This window comes from Vibrio sp. Y10_XG_PY6, assembly GCF_024181795.1.
Classification (GTDB): Bacteria; Pseudomonadota; Gammaproteobacteria; order Enterobacterales; family Vibrionaceae; genus Vibrio; species Vibrio diabolicus.
In genome coordinates this window covers 141,711-158,903 of sequence record NZ_JAMZAQ010000003.1, presented here as the reverse complement: position 1 = coordinate 158,903, position 17,193 = coordinate 141,711, and the positions used below count along the sequence as shown (strand labels likewise).

General features: G+C 45.8%; 14 protein-coding genes. 5 read left to right on the top strand and 9 right to left on the bottom strand.

Annotated elements, in window-relative coordinates:
* Positions 1–30 precede the first annotated feature (30 nt).
* Positions 31–1,704: a methyl-accepting chemotaxis protein gene (locus NL644_RS16770; RefSeq protein ID WP_114323049.1), complete on the bottom strand. Its 1,674-nt coding sequence runs from the start codon at positions 1,702–1,704 to the stop codon at positions 31–33.
* 193 nt (positions 1,705–1,897) lie between these two features.
* Here NL644_RS16770 and coaBC point away from each other — a divergent pair, with 193 nt between their 5' ends.
* The 3 genes from coaBC to NL644_RS16755 all read left to right on the top strand — a co-directional run bounded on the left by coaBC (position 1,898) and on the right by NL644_RS16755 (position 4,816).
* Positions 1,898–3,097 (top strand): bifunctional phosphopantothenoylcysteine decarboxylase/phosphopantothenate--cysteine ligase CoaBC, encoded by a 1,200-nt coding sequence (coaBC, locus tag NL644_RS16765; protein WP_114323048.1) that lies wholly within the window; start codon positions 1,898–1,900, stop codon positions 3,095–3,097.
* A gap of 171 nt (positions 3,098–3,268) precedes the next feature.
* Positions 3,269–3,859, top strand: a complete 591-nt coding sequence (slmA, locus tag NL644_RS16760) for a nucleoid occlusion factor SlmA (RefSeq protein WP_005395778.1) — start codon at positions 3,269–3,271, stop codon at positions 3,857–3,859.
* A gap of 6 nt (positions 3,860–3,865) precedes the next feature.
* Complete coding sequence (locus NL644_RS16755) at positions 3,866–4,816, top strand: Kdo(2)-lipid IV(A) acyltransferase (RefSeq protein WP_033905948.1); 951 nt, start codon at positions 3,866–3,868, stop codon at positions 4,814–4,816.
* An 84-nt stretch (positions 4,817–4,900) separates the two neighbouring features.
* Here the strand turns inward: NL644_RS16755 and pyrE are convergent, their stop codons facing one another.
* Positions 4,901–5,542: an orotate phosphoribosyltransferase gene (gene pyrE, locus NL644_RS16750; protein WP_026000307.1), complete on the bottom strand. Its 642-nt coding sequence runs from the start codon at positions 5,540–5,542 to the stop codon at positions 4,901–4,903.
* A gap of 104 nt (positions 5,543–5,646) precedes the next feature.
* Positions 5,647–6,363 (bottom strand): ribonuclease PH, encoded by a 717-nt coding sequence (gene rph, locus NL644_RS16745; protein ID WP_031780917.1) that lies wholly within the window; start codon positions 6,361–6,363, stop codon positions 5,647–5,649.
* Positions 6,364–6,547: 184 nt separating this feature from the next.
* Here rph and NL644_RS16740 point away from each other — a divergent pair, with 184 nt between their 5' ends.
* On the top strand, positions 6,548–7,414 hold the full coding sequence (locus NL644_RS16740) for a YicC/YloC family endoribonuclease (RefSeq protein ID WP_253658642.1): 867 nt from the start codon (positions 6,548–6,550) through the stop codon (positions 7,412–7,414).
* Positions 7,415–7,469: 55 nt separating this feature from the next.
* Here NL644_RS16740 and NL644_RS16735 read toward each other — a convergent pair whose 3' ends face one another.
* The 6 genes from NL644_RS16735 to NL644_RS16710 form a co-directional block, all read right to left on the bottom strand.
* Positions 7,470–7,895, bottom strand: a complete 426-nt coding sequence (locus tag NL644_RS16735) for a phosphate-starvation-inducible protein PsiE (protein WP_012841209.1) — start codon at positions 7,893–7,895, stop codon at positions 7,470–7,472.
* Between the two features lie 166 nt (positions 7,896–8,061).
* Complete coding sequence (locus NL644_RS16730) at positions 8,062–8,901, bottom strand: ABC transporter ATP-binding protein (protein ID WP_005394930.1); 840 nt, start codon at positions 8,899–8,901, stop codon at positions 8,062–8,064.
* A gap of 35 nt (positions 8,902–8,936) precedes the next feature.
* The gene (locus NL644_RS16725; protein ID WP_005394932.1) at positions 8,937–9,794 is read right to left on the bottom strand and encodes an ABC transporter ATP-binding protein; all 858 of its coding nucleotides are present in this window, start codon (positions 9,792–9,794) and stop codon (positions 8,937–8,939) included.
* 9 nt (positions 9,795–9,803) lie between these two features.
* Positions 9,804–11,630 carry an extracellular solute-binding protein gene (locus NL644_RS16720; RefSeq protein WP_114323047.1) on the bottom strand — a complete coding sequence of 609 codons (1,827 nt, stop codon included), beginning with the start codon at positions 11,628–11,630 and terminating at the stop codon, positions 9,804–9,806.
* Positions 11,631–11,668: 38 nt separating this feature from the next.
* A complete protein-coding gene (locus tag NL644_RS16715) occupies positions 11,669–12,712 on the bottom strand; it encodes an ABC transporter permease (protein ID WP_005394934.1) in 1,044 nt (347 codons plus the stop codon).
* A gap of 1 nt (position 12,713) precedes the next feature.
* Positions 12,714–13,739 (bottom strand): ABC transporter permease subunit, encoded by a 1,026-nt coding sequence (locus tag NL644_RS16710; RefSeq protein WP_065646536.1) that lies wholly within the window; start codon positions 13,737–13,739, stop codon positions 12,714–12,716.
* Positions 13,740–14,559: 820 nt separating this feature from the next.
* On the opposite strand from NL644_RS16710, the gene NL644_RS16705 reads away from it, so the two are divergent.
* A complete protein-coding gene (locus tag NL644_RS16705) occupies positions 14,560–17,160 on the top strand; it encodes a TonB-dependent siderophore receptor (protein WP_047009405.1) in 2,601 nt (866 codons plus the stop codon).
* The last annotated feature ends 33 nt before the right edge of the window (positions 17,161–17,193 follow it).

Here is a 17,193-nt window from a genome sequence, read left to right as displayed (position 1 = left end):
TCAGTGCTTTCAATGCAACTTAACAGTTCATCAGAGTTTAAAGTTGCCAACCAAGCCGTGAATTTCTGTTCCAGACTGTGATAGCTGCGTGCTGATTGACTCGGCATGCTGCAACGTCTCATTAATGTTGTTCACGATCTGTTGAATAGCCACTAAGTTTTGGTTGATGTCTTCTGCAACCGCACTTTGCTCTTCGGCGGCAGACGCGGTTTGAATACCCATATCTCGAATTGTTCCGATAGAATGATGAACACCAGAAAGAGATTGCTGAATGAGCGCCGATTCTTCCGCCGTTTTTACACCTCGTTTTTGGCTCACCGACATCGTACTGACCGCTCTTGATACACCATTTTGTAGCTGCTTGAGCATGTCGCCAATTTCATGAGTACTATTTTGTGTACGACTGGCTAACGAGCGAACTTCATCCGCAACGACGGCAAACCCTCGACCTTGCTCACCGGCTCTAGCCGCTTCAATCGCCGCATTTAGGGCCAACAAATTCGTTTGCTCGGCTATCTCACCAATCACATCCAGTACTTTGGTTATTTTCTCGGTTTGTAAACTCAACTCAGAAATTGCATCTGACGTACTGTCTATCTCCATTACTAGCTCGGTAATGCCTTCAATTGCTTGTTCCACTTCACGCTGAGCTTCGGTAACTTGACTGTTGGCATCCTCAATCGCCTGCGCGGTCGCATTGGTATTGCTGGCTACTTCTTTGGCTGTCATACTCATTTGTGTCACTGCCGTCACGACTTTGTCCGTCTCTAAACAGTGATCCTGCATTTGACCGCTCGCTTGGCTGGTCTGAGTGTTCAGGCTTTGAGAAACGGTCTGTACTGTCGTCGCAGAGCGGTGGATATCCTGCATCAGTGGGTGCAGCTTATCCATAAACTCATTAAACGCGGCCGCCACTTCACCGACTTCATCCTGACTTTCGACTTTTAAACGAGCCGTTAAGTCACCGCCGCCTGCGGCTACATCTTTCAATGACGCCGCGACATGTTGTAATGGCTGAATGCCTTTCGACACCACGATACTGGTGAGAATACTGGTGATGATCAACCCAACAACGGAAATCAACACGGCAGATAACGTATGCTCTTTTAGCTCTTGAGTCTTTAACTCTCTGTGCATCGCAACTTGCTGGTCGATGTCATCAATATAAACACCAGTGCCTAAAACCCAGTCCCATTTCGATAGATATTCTGCATAGCCTAGCTTAGGCGCTTGTGCGTCAATGGTCGGTTTGTGCCACGAGAAATAGAGGAACCCATCTCCTTTTTGAGAAGCATCAATCAAGCCCGCAATAACTGCGACCCCATTTTCATCTTTTAAGTCGTAAAGGTTTTTACCCTCTAAAGAAGGTTTGATGGCATGTAACGTATTCACACCTTGAGAGTCGTAGGCAAAAAAGTAACCATCGCTTTCAAAGCGCATGGCTTTCAGAATTTCTTTTGCTGCCTCTTTATTACTTCCATTTACATCCGTGTCGTATAACGGTTTTATCGCAGTCACACCCATCATCATGTAGGCTTGTAACTCTTTCTTTTTCGTTTCGATGAGCTCTTGCCTGTCTCTTGCCAGCTCCGCTTCCAAACTTTTACTGCTGTTGATGTAATACACCACTGAGATCAAAGTGGTGATCAACAACAACGGAATTAGGGTTATCAACAGCAATTTGTTTCGACTTTTCAACACCATGGTTTCCAGTACCTCTTTTTCTTTTCAGACTTGCAAACTCCGCGCAACTTGTCTGTGAGGTAGGCGCGAATTTTCCCTTCCTCGGTCAGATTAATACTCTGGAGTTTGATGTGAATTATCTTCTCGTTATATATGCTCGGGCGGTCAGACTTTGAATTGTGTTAAAATCCGGTCATCAAATTGGAGATCTCACATGCAAACACTAGCAGGAAAGAAAATTCTACTCGGCATCAGTGGCGGTATTGCCGCGTATAAATGTGCGGAGCTAACCCGTCGCCTCATAGAGAGAGGAGCGCAAGTTCAAGTTGTAATGACGAAAGCAGCAAAAGAGTTCATTACCCCTTTAACCATGCAAGCCGTTTCGGGCCGTCCTGTCTCAGACAGTTTATTAGACCCAGCAGCGGAAGCCTCTATGGGCCATATTGAATTGGCCAAATGGGCAGATTTAGTACTACTAGCGCCAGCGACCGCGGACTTAATCGCGCGCATGTCTGCAGGTATGGGGAACGATTTGCTTACCACGCTTGTGCTCGCTACGGATTCCCCTGTTGCTGTATCTCCTGCGATGAATCAACAGATGTATCGCAATCTCGCAACCCAAGAGAACATCTCAACGTTAGCGCGTCGCGGTATGCACATCTGGGGTCCTGCGGCAGGAGAGCAAGCCTGTGGTGATGTGGGACCAGGTCGAATGCTGGAACCAATGCAGCTAGTGCATCTATGTGAACAGTTCTTTCAACCAAAATTGCTAGAAGGTAAGTCGATACTCATCACCGCAGGCCCAACTCGCGAAGCGATTGACCCAGTGCGTTACATTACGAATCATAGCTCCGGTAAAATGGGCTATGCATTGGCGAGCGCCGCAGCGCAGATGGGAGCCAAAGTCACCCTCGTGAGCGGTCCTGTCAGTTTAAATACGCCCGTAGGTGTTGAGCGCATTAATGTTTCCAGTGCACAAGAGATGCACGAAGCCGTTATGACACATGCAAACCAGCATGATGCCTTTATTAGCTGCGCTGCTGTTGCCGACTACCGCCCACAAACGATCGCGTCTCAAAAGTTGAAAAAGACAGAAGACAACGACGAAATGGTCATTAATATGGTCAAAAATCCTGATATTGTTGCATCTGTGGCAGCAATGACGGAGAAGCGTCCGTTTACCGTCGGCTTTGCGGCTGAAACCAATGACGTAGAGACCTATGCTCGAGGCAAGTTAACAAAGAAAAACCTCGATATGATCTGTGCGAATGACGTTTCGGTTGCAGGGCAAGGATTTAACAGCAACGACAACGCGATTACCCTGTACTGGCCTGAGGGTGAACTTGCGCTCGATTTAGAATCAAAAGAAGCATTGAGCTTTAAAATTCTCGAAAAAATGCATCAATTGATGTAACTAACGTTTGAAAATCCTGCCAACTTTTCACAAAAGCTGGCATAAATTTGGTACAAACATGACAACTAAGGGTGTTAAATCTCCCATTCCACCCTTAGTGGTCTAGTTTGAGGCGAAATAGCGTCTTATAATCCCCTCCGCTCAACTTTGTATTTTGAAAGGAAGTAACTAATGGCCGGCAGTAAAAAATCCAACCGTCGTGAAGAGATCTTACAAGCATTAGCAGAAATGCTTGAATCAACAGAAGGCGCTTCACGCATTACTACGGCAAAACTGGCCAAGCAAGTCGGCGTTTCAGAAGCCGCGCTGTATCGTCATTTCCCAAGTAAAGCGCGCATGTTCGAAGGGTTGATTGAGTTCATTGAAGAAGCCTTGATGACACGTATCAACCGTATTCTAGACGACGAAAAAGATACTCTAGAGCGTATTCGTATGGTGATGCACCTGATTTTGGCGTTCTCTGAACGTAACCCTGGTCTGACACGCATTTTGTCGGGCCATGCTCTAATGTTTGAAAATGAACGCCTACGTGAACGCATCAATCAACTCTTTGAGCGCATAGAAACACAATTGCGCCAGATCCTGCGTGAACGTAAGATTCGTGAAGGGAAGTCTTTCCCTGTCGAAGAGCGCATCCTAGCCGCGCAAATTCTGGGACAAGTTGAGGGGAGCCTAAACCGCTTTGTGCGTAGCGACTTTAAATACCAGCCGACTGCAAACTTTGACGAGTACTGGGCGCTTTTGAGTGCACAAATAAAGTAAAAGACTATGAGTAAAGACAAATACACGCAGCCCGAGTTTTCTCTTTCACTTCTTCACCCTCGTAACTGGGGCGTATGGCTTGGGTTTGGTCTGTTGGCCATCCTCGTCAATATTCTTCCTTATCGGCTGCTGCTTTCATTAGGTCGTTCACTCGGCAAACTTGGCATGCGCTACGGTAAAAAGCGTGTCCACGTTGCTCAGCGTAACTTAGAATTGGCCTTTCCAGACAAAACACCTGAAGAGATTCAACATATTGTTGAAGAGAACTTCAAAAATACTGGTATGGCACTGATAGAAACCGGAATCACTTGGTTCTGGCCGACTTGGCGCTTTAAAAACCTGATCGTCGAGAAAGATCTCGGCGCACTGCGTGAAAAAGCCAAAGAAGGTAAAGGCGTCCTACTTTGTTGTGTCCATGCTCTAAATCTAGAGATCACTGCGCGTGCTTTCGCCGTGTTAGGCGTGGCCGGGTACGGCGCGTTTCGTCCGCATAATAATCCTGCTTATAACTTTATCCAGTATTGGGGACGGACACATAACGGCAATAAACTGATTGACCGTAAAGATGTAAAAAAGATGATTCGTGTTTTACGCAGCGGTGAGCGTCTGTTCTATTTACCGGATCACGATTACGGTCGCAAAAAATCAGTATTTGTGCCCTTCTTTGCCGTAGACGATGCGTGTACGACAACAGGCACGAGCATTCTGGCGTATACCTCAAAATGTGCGATCATCCCAGGCTCAGGGTTTCGCAATGACGAAGGAAAATACGACATCATCGCCGATAAGTGCATTGAAGCCGATTATCCACAAAAAGACGAAGTCGCCGCTGCCGCTTATATGAACAAGTATGTGGAAGAAGTCATTCTACGCGCTCCAGAGCAATGGATGTGGCTCCATAAACGCTATAAAACCATGCAAGATGAGCATGTCGAGAAAGGCATTCGCTATAAGTAAGTGGTCAAGGCGATGAATCCAAAAACAAAAAAGGGCAGATGAATATCCATCTGCCCTTTTTACTTTTTCAGAAAAAGTAACCAATTAAATGCCGTATTCTGCGCGGTACGCTTTGACTGCTTCTAGATGCTCTTTGTCTGTGCCTTTCTCTTCAAGGAAAGTCACAAGGTCAGTCAGGCTAACGATTGAGATGATTGCACAACCAAAGTCACGCTCCACTTCTTGGATCGCAGACAACTCACCTTTGCCTTTTTCTTGGCGGTCAATCGCAACCAACACACCAGCAAGGTCTGCGCCATTTGCTTGAATGATTTCCATCGATTCACGAATCGCAGTACCTGCTGTGATTACGTCATCTACTAGCATGATACGGCCTTCAAGCGCAGAGCCTACAAGGTTACCGCCTTCGCCGTGATCTTTCGCTTCTTTACGGTTGAAGCAGTAAGGCGTGTCGACGTCATGATGATCCGCCAGCGCGACTGCTGTTGTCGTCGCGATTGGAATCCCTTTGTACGCCGGGCCAAAAAGCACATCAAACTCAATGCCTGAATCAGCGAGCGCGGCTGCGTAAAAACGACCAAGACGCGCTAGGTCACGACCAGTATTGAAAAGACCAGCGTTAAAGAAGTACGGGCTTTTACGGCCAGATTTCAAAGTAAACTCACCAAACTTAAGAACTTCTTTCTCAAGTGCAAACTCAATAAATTCACGCTGGTATGCTTTCATTATTTTCTCTCTATGTCCTTGGTTTCTTGTGTCTCTTCTCGACAATCATTCATTTCTCTATTGTCGAGATAAAAAAATAGCCCCCATAATGGGAGCTATCTAAATCAATTGGCTAACGCCGCCTTCTGCGCTGCGACAATTTCCGTAATGCCGACTTTCGCCGACTCGAGCAATGCCATCAGCTGTTCGTGACTGAACGGTTCACCTTCTGCGGTGCCCTGAATTTCAATCATCTTGCCTTCTTCGGTCATTACTACGTTCATGTCTGTGTCTGCCGCTGAATCTTCAACGTATTCAAGATCACACAATACTTCGTCGCCTAGTAAGCCGACAGAAACTGCCGCTACGTGGCCTTTCATTGGGTTTGCTTTTAGCTTGCCGCTATCTACTAGGTGTTGGAACGCATCGGCCATTGCAACACTTGCGCCGCTGATGGATGCAGTACGCGTACCACCGTCAGCTTGGATAACGTCACAGTCAACGGTGATCATGAACTCACCCATAGCTTTTAGATCGACAACTGCACGTAGGCTTCGCGCGATAAGACGCTGAATTTCCATCGTACGGCCGCCTTGCTTTCCACTTGCTGCTTCACGACGAGTACGAGAATGTGTTGCTCGAGGTAGCATGCCGTATTCAGCTGTAACCCAGCCTTTACCTTGACCTTTTAGCCAACGTGGCACAGATTCTTCGACGGTCGCATTACACAACACTTTGGTGTTACCGAACTCAACTAGCACTGACCCTTCAGCGTAAGCTGTGTAGTTACGAGTAATTTTGATAGGGCGAACTTGATCCGCCTTGCGATCGTTTGGACGCATGGGCATCTACCTTAAATATGAGGAGAAGACGATTTGGTTGGGCGAAGATTATAACGGAATCGATTCCGGATTCATAGGTTACGCCGCAGGCACAACATAAACAATCCATACATCCCGCGCACCTATCGACGCAGCGTGATACACTCTTGAAGTAATTTTCAAAAAATGAAGACAGGAAAATTCGATGATTTACAGTATGACAGCGTATGCACGCAAAGAAGTAAAAGGCGACTGGGGTTCTGCGGTATGGGAAATCCGCAGCGTGAACCAACGTTATTTAGAAACATACTTCCGCATGCCAGAACAATTTCGTGGATTAGAGCCCGTTTTACGCGAGCGTTTTCGTAAGCGCTTAGCGCGAGGCAAAGTGGAATGTAATCTGCGTTTTGAAGCAAACCCTGCTGCAAAAGGTGAGCTTAGAATCAACGAAGCGCTTGCTAGCCAGGTAATTAAGGCCGCTGAACAAGTCATGCACATGACTGGTGAACTGAGCCGAATCAATCCATTTCAAGTCATGCAATGGCCGGGGGTAATGGAAACGCCAGAGCAAGACATGGATGCGGTAAATAAAGTGCTACTAGAAGCGTTTGATGGCGCAATGGATGAGTTTATTGAAGCGCGTGCTCGTGAAGGCGAGAACATGAAAGCGCTGATTGAACAGCGTTTGAACGCCATTTCTGCAGAAGTCGTAAAAGTGCGTGCGCGCATGCCAGAAATTTTAGAATGGCAACGTGAGCGACTATTCTCGAAGTTCGAAGACGCTAAAGTGGAACTGGATCCGTCTCGTATCGAGCAAGAGTTGATTTTGCTAGCGCAAAAATCGGATGTTGCTGAAGAGCTCGATCGCTTGGACTCTCACGTAAAAGAAACCACAAACATTCTGAAAAAAGGTGGCGCAGTGGGTCGTCGTCTGGACTTCATGATGCAAGAGTTCAACCGTGAATCGAACACGCTAGCGTCGAAATCCATCAGCACCGACATCACCGCATCGGGCGTTGAACTGAAAGTACTGATTGAACAGATGCGTGAGCAGATCCAAAATATTGAATGATCTAAAAGTCATCGAGTATTGAAACAAAAAAGCCCCGCTAGTGCGGGGCTTTCTTTTATTCATCTTTTTCCAAGGTTCTGTTATCAACGTAGGGCCAATAATGATGCCCGACTCTGATGAGCAAGGTTGCCGCAGCTAAGATAAACGCTGCCAGAGATAACCACACAACCAAAACCGCATCCAGTTCTTTCATTCCTAGTGTGATATAGCGGGCGATCGCCATCATCGCGATATAGATAGGATAGCGTACCGGAATTTTACCGTTCATCACGAACTGCTGCACCATGGCGAGCACTTCCAGATAGATAAACATCAAAAGAATATCCGTGAGTAAGACACGCTTCTCGACAAATACGTGTACAAACTCTTGCATCATGGCGTACAACGTCGCCAAGGTAATAGAGACTAGTAATACCGCCTCCAAAATATGGAAGATTTTCAGGAACGGTCGACTAAAGGATTTCGGTAAATTCGACGGCATGGTCCATTATCCAGACAAAGAAGATAGGCCTTGAGTTTAGCATGCAACGATCTTCAATCAATCATAATACTCAAGCGCCAATCAACACCAAGACCTAACATAGGCCTATAAAAACGCTCCGCTTATTTGGCGGAGCGTTTTTGTGTTATAGGACCTGTGGCATCACTTACGCCACTTGCTGCTTTTTTTCAGCCAGGCGCTTTTTCTTCCGATATTTAGGGTGGGTGATCGGAATCGCAGATAGGAGTTTCTTAGTGTACTCATTTTGCGGGTTTGCATAAATTTCTTTCGCGCTGCCTGCTTCTACCACTTTACCAAAATACATCACGGCAACTTTGTCTGAAACGTGTTTCACCACAGAGAGATCGTGAGAGATAAAGATGATCGCCAAGTTCATCTCTTGTTGCAGTTGTAGTAATAGGTTCAAGATTTGTGCCTGTACCGATACATCTAGCGCAGATACCGATTCGTCACAAATCAGTAATTTAGGCTTCAATGCAATCGCACGAGCAATACCGATACGCTGACGTTGGCCGCCTGAAAACTCATGTGGATAGCGGTTGACTGCCGTTTCTGGCAAGCCCACTTTGATTAAAAGCTCTTTTACCCACTGTTTGCGCTCGGCTGGCGTACCGATTTTATGAATAACAAACGGCTCTTCTAGAATCATACCGATGGTATGACGCTGATTGAGTGATTCCATTGGGTCTTGAAAGACGATTTGCATGTCTTTACGCAGCGATCGCATCTCTTTGACAGACAGTTTAGTGATGTCTTTACCTTCAAAGAAAATCTTACCTTCCGTTGGCTCGTATAACTTTAAGATCGTGCGACCAAGGGTGCTTTTACCACAACCTGACTCACCAACTAGCCCCAGTGTTTCACCTTCAGAAACAGACAGTGAAACCCCGTCTACCGCTTTGATGGTGTAGCCTTTCTTGAACAGCCCTTTACCAGAAACAAAGTGCTGCTTAAGATTTTCAATTCTTAATACTTCTTTTGCCATAACATCCTCTTTTATGACTCGTTCACTTTGCCCAGTTAACTGGCAAACATACTTGCATCAATAGGCTTGATATCGATCATCTGCTTCGGCTCATTATCTAAGCTCGGCATCAACCCCATCAAACGCTCCGTATATGGGTGCTGTGGGTTATCAAACAACTCAAAAATTTCTGCTTTTTCGACAATACGCCCACCATACATCACGGCAACATCATCACACACTTCAGCCACAACCCCGAGGTCGTGAGTAATGAAGATCATCGCCATGCCTGTTTCTTCCTGAAGCTCATTCATCAGTTCAAGGATAGACGCCTGAACCGTAACATCCAACGCTGTAGTCGGTTCATCACAAATCAGAATGTCCGGCTTACAGGCCAACGCCATCGCGATCATGACACGCTGGCGCATACCGCCAGATAGGTTATGGGGATACTCATTCAATCGCTTCTCTGGCATTGGGATTTTGACTTTTGCCAGCATCTCAATCGAGAAAGCCTCCCGCTCCTTTTTGTCGAGCTCTGGTCGATGGAGTTCAAGCACTTCACATATTTGACGACCAATAGTGTGTACTGGATTGAGCGCCGTCATCGGATCTTGGAAGATGATCGAAATGCGATCGCCACGCATGGCGTACATCTCTTCCGCAGGCAAATCAACTAGGTTGGTGCCGCGATAATTCACTTCACCTTTGATGATGTTGCCATATGGCTTAGGTAAAAGCCCCATGATCGACATTGAGGTTACGCTCTTACCACTGCCTGACTCTCCCACCAGACCGAGTGTACGTCCAGCTCTCACATCAAAGTTCACACCATGCAGCACCTTCACTGGTCCATCATCGGTGGTGAATTCAACTTCGAGATCTTTAACACTTAGGATTACATCGTTTTCCATAACCAATCCTTACAGCTTATAAGTGTCATCTACGACGACGACAGGTTCAAAAGCTTTGCCTGATTTCATCGCTTGTTTGGTTTCTTTCTTGATATCGCTATCAATCCAGTAAGTGCCATCCCCTATGATGCCACCACTAAACAACGCCTCTGTCATGCGATTCATTGGCTTATCAGGAAACTTTAGCCAGCGCCAGTGACCGTAGCGGACATAAGGAATCATGTAGCCTGTTACGATAACATGCGCATCAATGATGTCACGCTGAATCTCATGACCTAGCTGGATCTTTTTATCCATATCCATGCTAAAACGATACTCGATGATCTTTTCATCCAGCTCTGGCGTGCTGTAGTTTGTGAAAGAGTTAGTTTGCGGCTTGTTCGCATTGACTGAATGGAAGTACTCCCAATACGTTGGGATCTCGGACGTACCCATATCTAAGAAAGCCAAATCGTGCTTTTTCTCACGTACGTATTTGAACATGGATGAGCCATCAACCAACTTGAGCTCAATATCCAGCCCTGCTAGCTTGGCTTGCTCACGCAAAAAGGCAATACGAGGAGTATGAACAGGTGTTCCGTAGGTCAGCTCGAAGCTTAAGCGCTCACCTTTATCATTGACACGAATACCATCGGAACCAATTTTGTTAAAGCCTGCGGCTTCGAATGCCTCGGCCGCTTTTGCGGGGTCAAATTTCGGTGCTTTCGCGTCTGGTAGGGTGTATTTACCATGGCCATAACCCGTCGGGTTTGGCTTACGGGAGTAGTCACCACGCATGATGTTCTCAATCATGCCATCAAAATCAATTGCGTAAGTAATGCCCTTGCGAACGTTTAAATCATCCAGTAAAGGCATCGCGGTGTTCATCCATACGCCGCCCGCACCGACTGGAAATTGGTTGTAACCCCAGAACTTTTGAATGTAGCCTTTTTGGTACGGTTCTGTGTTCGATTTATCGTGCCATAGACTTGGCAGAACCAGACCAAATGCATCCAACTTACCCTTTTCAAAATGCTTCATCGCAATATCGCTATCGCGGATCACCGTGATGCGAATCTTGTCGACATTGTAGCGATTTTGGTAGTACTTATTGCTGTAACCCCACCAATCTTCGCCAACATGTTTGAAAGTCACACTTCTACCTTTTTTGATATCATCTAGGTAGTACGCACTGGTCGTTGGTTCACTCTTAAAGTTGTAGTAACGGACAAAGTTGTCGTGAATACCATCACCATTTTCATCCTTTGAAGGGTTGGCATAAAAGTGTGCGGGACGTGGGCGTAAAGCCCCCATTCTTAGCAACAATTCTTCCGGATTGAACTCTTTCGCGGCCTTAACAGCAAACGTATAAGCGTCGTACTTAATAACATCCGCAATGGTTTTGTTGTAATAATCGTTGTACCAAGGTTCTAGGATATCCTTAGAACGATAAAACTTAAGCATGAATACAAAATCGTCGGCAGTCACAGGCTTGCCGTCCGACCATTTAGCTTCTGGGTTGAGTTTGAAATAAACGGTTTTATTGTCGCCAGCTAACGCCCACTCATTAGCAAGTTCAGGGATGAACTCTAAAGTGTCTGGGTGGCGAACCACCAATCCAGGGGTTTCATCCAAGATAAAGGAACGCAACCCCGCATTGGCGTCTGGGCCAACACTACGTAACGTCTGTGGAAAACTTGACATGAAGGTGCGATAGGTCCCTCCACGTTTCGCTTCAGGCGAACCATATTGAGGCTCATCCCAGTTTGTTTGCCAGTTTAAGTCAGTCGGAAGCGTTGCTGACATTGCACCAAAACTCAGGGCGCTCAGCGTGGACGCTAAAAATAATTTCTTCATAAAACTTCCCTTTTTTATGTTTTGCTCACAATGCTCGCTTAAACATAGCGTGTGAATTTTTTCGGGTCGAAGGCCGCTCGAATGGCTTCACCAATAAAGGTCACCATTACCAACACGAGTACAATTGACGTCACCACTGAGGCAACAATCCATGGCGAGTCTAGGTTAGATTTACCTTGTTGTAGCAGTTCCCCCCAACTTGGCGTTGGTGGCATCAGACCTAAACCTAGATAATCCAAAGCGGTCAGCGCAGTGATGTTTGCTGCAATAGTGAACGGCGCCAATGTCACGATCATCACCATCGTATTCGGTAGGATGTGATTAAACAAAATACGTCCCGTCGATGCCCCTAAAGCACGTGCCGCCATTACGTATTCTCGTGCCGCTTCTTTATAAGTCATGGTCCGCATGTACCATGTCATACCCATCCAGGTGAAAAGCACGTTAATAGCGACAAAGAGAGCGAACGTCGGTTGAACGATTGAGACAAGAATCATAATGACGTACAAAAACGGCACCATTGACCAGATTTCGATAAGTCGCTGTACAAACAAGTCAAATTTACCGCCCCAAAAACCCATAGCACAACCAACTGCGGTACCGATCGCGTAGGAAATTGCCATGGTGAGCAACGCAAATCCCATTGCCGTTCTGAATCCGTAAACAAGTCGTGCCAAAATATCGCGACCTATCACATCTGTACCTAAATAATGCTTGTTTTCGGCACTAGGCGCTGTTGGCGGGAAATCACCACTAAAATCCTGTTCATATGGGTTCCATGGCACAAGCGGCAAAATAACAAAGTTGTCGCTCCCTTCGGCCTCAAACGCTTTTTGCAGTACGCGATAATCCGCTTCGCTGGATGACTCTTGGCCGAATTCACTGCCTAAACGGACATCACTGACAACAGGAAAATAGTAGCTACCATCGTACTTGACGACTAGCGCTTTACTATTAATCAGAAGTTCAGCAAAGAGCGACAGGATCAACATGATTGAGAGAATGACAAACGACCAATAACCTCGTTTGATCTCTTTAAAGTGGCGAATTTTCTTTTGAGTTAATGGACTAACTTTAATCATGTTACGCTCCAAACTTCACACGTGGGTCGACTAAAGCAACACAAATATCTGAAATAATGTTACCAATGAGCAGCAACAGCGCATTAATGGCGACAATACCCATAACAACAGGGTAATCACGCTCCATGATTGATTCGTAACCCAATAAACCAATGCCATCAATATTGAAGATAACTTCAATCAGGAAGGCACCGGTCATGAAGAACAACAAAGAGTTACCAAAGTGACTCGCGATTGGAATTAAGCTGTTACGCAACGCGTGCTTACGAACCGCCTTTTTGAAAGGTAAGCCCTTCGCGATAGCTGTACGGATATAGTCTGAAGAAAGGTTTTCCATCAGGTTGTTTTTCATCGTCATTGTCAGTGTTGCAAAGTCGCCAATGAGGTAACAGATTAAAGGCAACACCGCGTGCCACATGATGTCCTTGGCGCGTTCAAAGAAAGTTTCGTAATCGTCGAAGTCATCGCCGACAAAGCCTCCCATCGGAAACCATTCCAAGTGATAACTAAATAGCGTGATGAGCAATACACCCACCACATAGCCAGGCAAGGCATAGCCCACAAAGATGAGTATTGAAGAAGCGGAATCAAACACAGAGCCGTGCTTGAGCGCCTTGTAATAACCAAGAGGGATCGAGATAAAATAACTGATAAAAAAGGTCATGCCGCCATAAAATAACGACACAGGTAAACGCTCTGCAATCATGTCAGAGACAGGTTCGTAGTAACGTGTTGACTCACCAAGGTCTAGCACGATCAAGCGACTTAGCCACTCCACATACGCTTCTGTCACTGGCTTATCTAGACCGTAAAACGCATTTAGCTCAGCGATTTGATCATCAGAAAGGGCGGTATTGCCACCAGCAGACGTCATTGATGCGGCACCATCCCCTTGAGACTGCATTTGTGACAACATGCGTTCAACAGGTCCGCCCGGCACGAAACGAGTGATAGCAAAGATAAGAATAGTTATCCCGAGAAACGTTGGTATCACCAACGCCAAACGGCGTAAAAAGTACGACAGCATATACAACTTGCTCCTTGTCTACTGTCCAATTCAGGCGGAGTGAAAGAGGAAGTTCCCCGCCCAAAGTGGTGCATATTTATCTCGTAGTAACTAAAACTGTTGAAACACACTCCCTGCGTTTCAAGAACCAGACTTTTCTACTACTGCAATAATTTCAGCGTCATATTTATCTTGAATCCACATCAGCTTCAAGTGTTTGAAACCAAAACATGACAAACTTCCTCCGAAGTCGAAAAACAGAAATGTTTTTGTAAAAAATTATAAAAAACCACAAAAATAATTCACACAGAATATCAATCTAGGCTGTTTAGAGCCAAAACCCTACATAAAAATGCAAATACATGGAATAAATAGACATATCCACCACATGTATATTTGACCTAAAAATACGAGTGAGCCCTTTTACAGCAATGGGTATCATATTTTGATACCACCCTATAAGTTCGAGTCACCAAAGTATGGATTCGATATAAAACTCATCTCAGAACAATTCACTGGAAAAATATCTTTTTTCAGATTCAATTACCCACTAAAAAACCATAGGCAAGATAAGTCATTAAAGTTTATAAGAAACACAAAATACGGTGTTTTATTGAAATTTGATGTCGCCTTGGTAAGGCTATTTAGTTTTTTATTCCGCGTTTTAAACCAACCCTGGTTATTTACATCTTTTTTACATTTAAGCATCCCCGTTTACCACTGGTTTGACTTCCTTTTTTCATCTCGGTTATACATTGGCCGAACGTTAACGAAATATTAACGTCTCAATTGGCCGCTATGCGGCCAGACATAGGAAATAATAATAATCGGAGCAACAAGGATGTATAAAAACACAACCGCTTTATCTGTTGCGATAAGCCTTGCGTTGGGGACAGCAGCAGTCGTAGCCCCAGCAACAGCACTGGCAGAAGAGCAACAAGTTGAAAAACTTCAAAAGATGAAAGTTACTGGTTCGCGTATCTCCACGACGGATATGGAAGGTCCTTCACCAGTTACTGTTATTAATAGTAAAGATATTGAATCTAAAGGTTTTAACAGCGCGCAAGACGTGTTGAACAGTTTGACTCAAAACACCGGTGGTGTAATGGCTCAAACGAACTCTTTCTCATTCACACCTGCAGCACAGTCAGTCAACTTACGTGGTCTTGGCGCTTCACGCACATTGATTCTTATCGATGGTCGTCGCCTTCCTCAATACCCACTGGCTCAAGATGGCACATCTAACTTCCAAGACATTGGTCAAATCCCTGTTGCCGCTATCGAGCGTGTTGAAGTAATGACTGATTCAGGTTCCGCTATCTACGGCTCCGACGCGATCGGCGGTGTCGTAAACTTCATTTTAAAGAAAGACTTTGATGGCGTATCTGTAAAAGTACGTGCGGGTGACGCAACAGATGGTGGCTACCAAAATGGCCGTTTAGACGTTGTTGCCGGTAAAGATTTTGACGATAAACGTATTCTCTTCGTTGGCCAATTTGCGGGCAACGAAATGCTTAAGCAATCTGACCGAGATGATTGGGCTGGCGATGACGGTTCAAGCCGTTCTCAGCTAAGTGGTTACTCTAGCTACGGTGCAAACTTTGAAGGCGCAAACGGAACACTTCTAACACCAGCTGATGCTGGTTCTTCATGTAAAGAAGTCGTTGGTGATGCCGCTATTGAACGAGCGGATGGCAAGTGTGGTGTTAACCGCTCTGCATACCGAACGTTGAAACCAGAAAATAAACAAGTAGACCTGCTTTTACGTGGTGAAATGGACATTAACGACAATGTCACTGCCATGGCAGAAGCCCGTTTTGGCTACAAGTCTACAGAATCTGAATTCGAACCTAACCCTTACAGCGTAGAAGTTGATGCCACTCACTTCCGCGGCGAAGGTGAATACACTCGCCGTATGGTCGAATTTGGCCCACGCGAAAGTAACACTGAAGCCGATTCTTTTGGCTTAACCTTAGGCTTGAACGGCCTGCTTGCTGATACGTATGATTGGGACCTATCAGCTGGTTACTCTGAGCAAAGCGTTGAAACAAGCAACCCAGCAATCTTCCTAACTCTTGATCAAGCCGTACAAAATGGCGATGTCGATCTTCTAGGGCCTATCTCTCAAGACGTTGTAAACAAATACAGCGGCACATCAAGCAAAGAAGCCTACTCAAAGCTTTACTCTGTTAACGGCTCACTGGCTGGTGATTTGGTTGAACTGCCTGCTGGTATGTCAGGCTTTGCTGTTTATGGTGAATGGAACCGTACTGACTACAATGAAACGATTGATGCGACAACAGCAGCTGGTGGTTTCTCTGGTCTAGGCGGAACATCAGGTGGCGGTGACCGTGATCAGATTGGTCTTGGTGTCGAAGCCCTAATTCCTATCATTGAAGATTTGGAAATGACTGTCGCTGGTCGTTATGACCACTACTTCGACGACTCGGCAACAGGCGGAGCCTTCACTCCTAAAGTCGCACTAGCATACCGTCCTACTGACACTCTATTGCTTCGTGGTAGCTACGGTCTAGGTTTCCGAGCTCCTGACTTGAAACGACTATTTGGCGATCAAACTCGAGGCTTTGGTTCTGGTTTTGACCCTGTGCTTTGTGCCAACGCTGGTGGTAGCGGCCCACAAGATAAAGATAAGTACCCAGAGTGTGATACTCAATACTTCGATACGCTTAACGGCCCTAACTCTGAGCTGAAAGAAGAAACAAGTACAAACATTAACTTGGGTCTAGCTTGGGAACCTGTGGATGACCTTGGCGTAACCGTTGACTGGTACCACATCAAGATGGAAGACGTCGTAACAGCACCAACTTACCAAGACGTAATTAACGATCCAGGTAAATACCCAGGCACAGAAGTAGTTCGTAATACAGACGGTACAATCAAGTCCGTATCTTACGGCCCAGTCAACCAGTCATATGAAGAGCGTTCTGGTGTTGACCTTGCTGTGAAATATGCTTACGACACTAATGAGTTCGGTTCATTCAATACGCGCGTAGCTGTAACTAAGATCTTGATTGCTGAATATCAAGAAAACGACAGTGAGCCAGTAACGGATGAAAGAGATTTCATGCCTGAATACACCGCAACGTTAAACCTTGGCTGGGCATACGAAGATGTCGCTATCAACCTATTTGGTAAATACCGTGACCGTATGTGTTCAAGCTATGCGAACCGTTACTACTTTGATGACTGTGACTCTGCTAAGAAAGCTGGTTACAAAGCAGAAATCGCGAGCATGACAACATGGAACCTAACGGCTTCTTACCAATTCAACGAGAGTGGTCGTGTAACTCTTGGTGCTATCAACATGTTTGACAAGGTACCGCCTGCCGATCCTCTAAATGATACCTCTCCATTCTATGCAACTGGATATGACGATCCAATCGGCCGTCAGCTTTACATCGAGGCATCATACGACTTCTAAAAAATATTTGGCGCGGGTTTTCCGCGCCCTTTT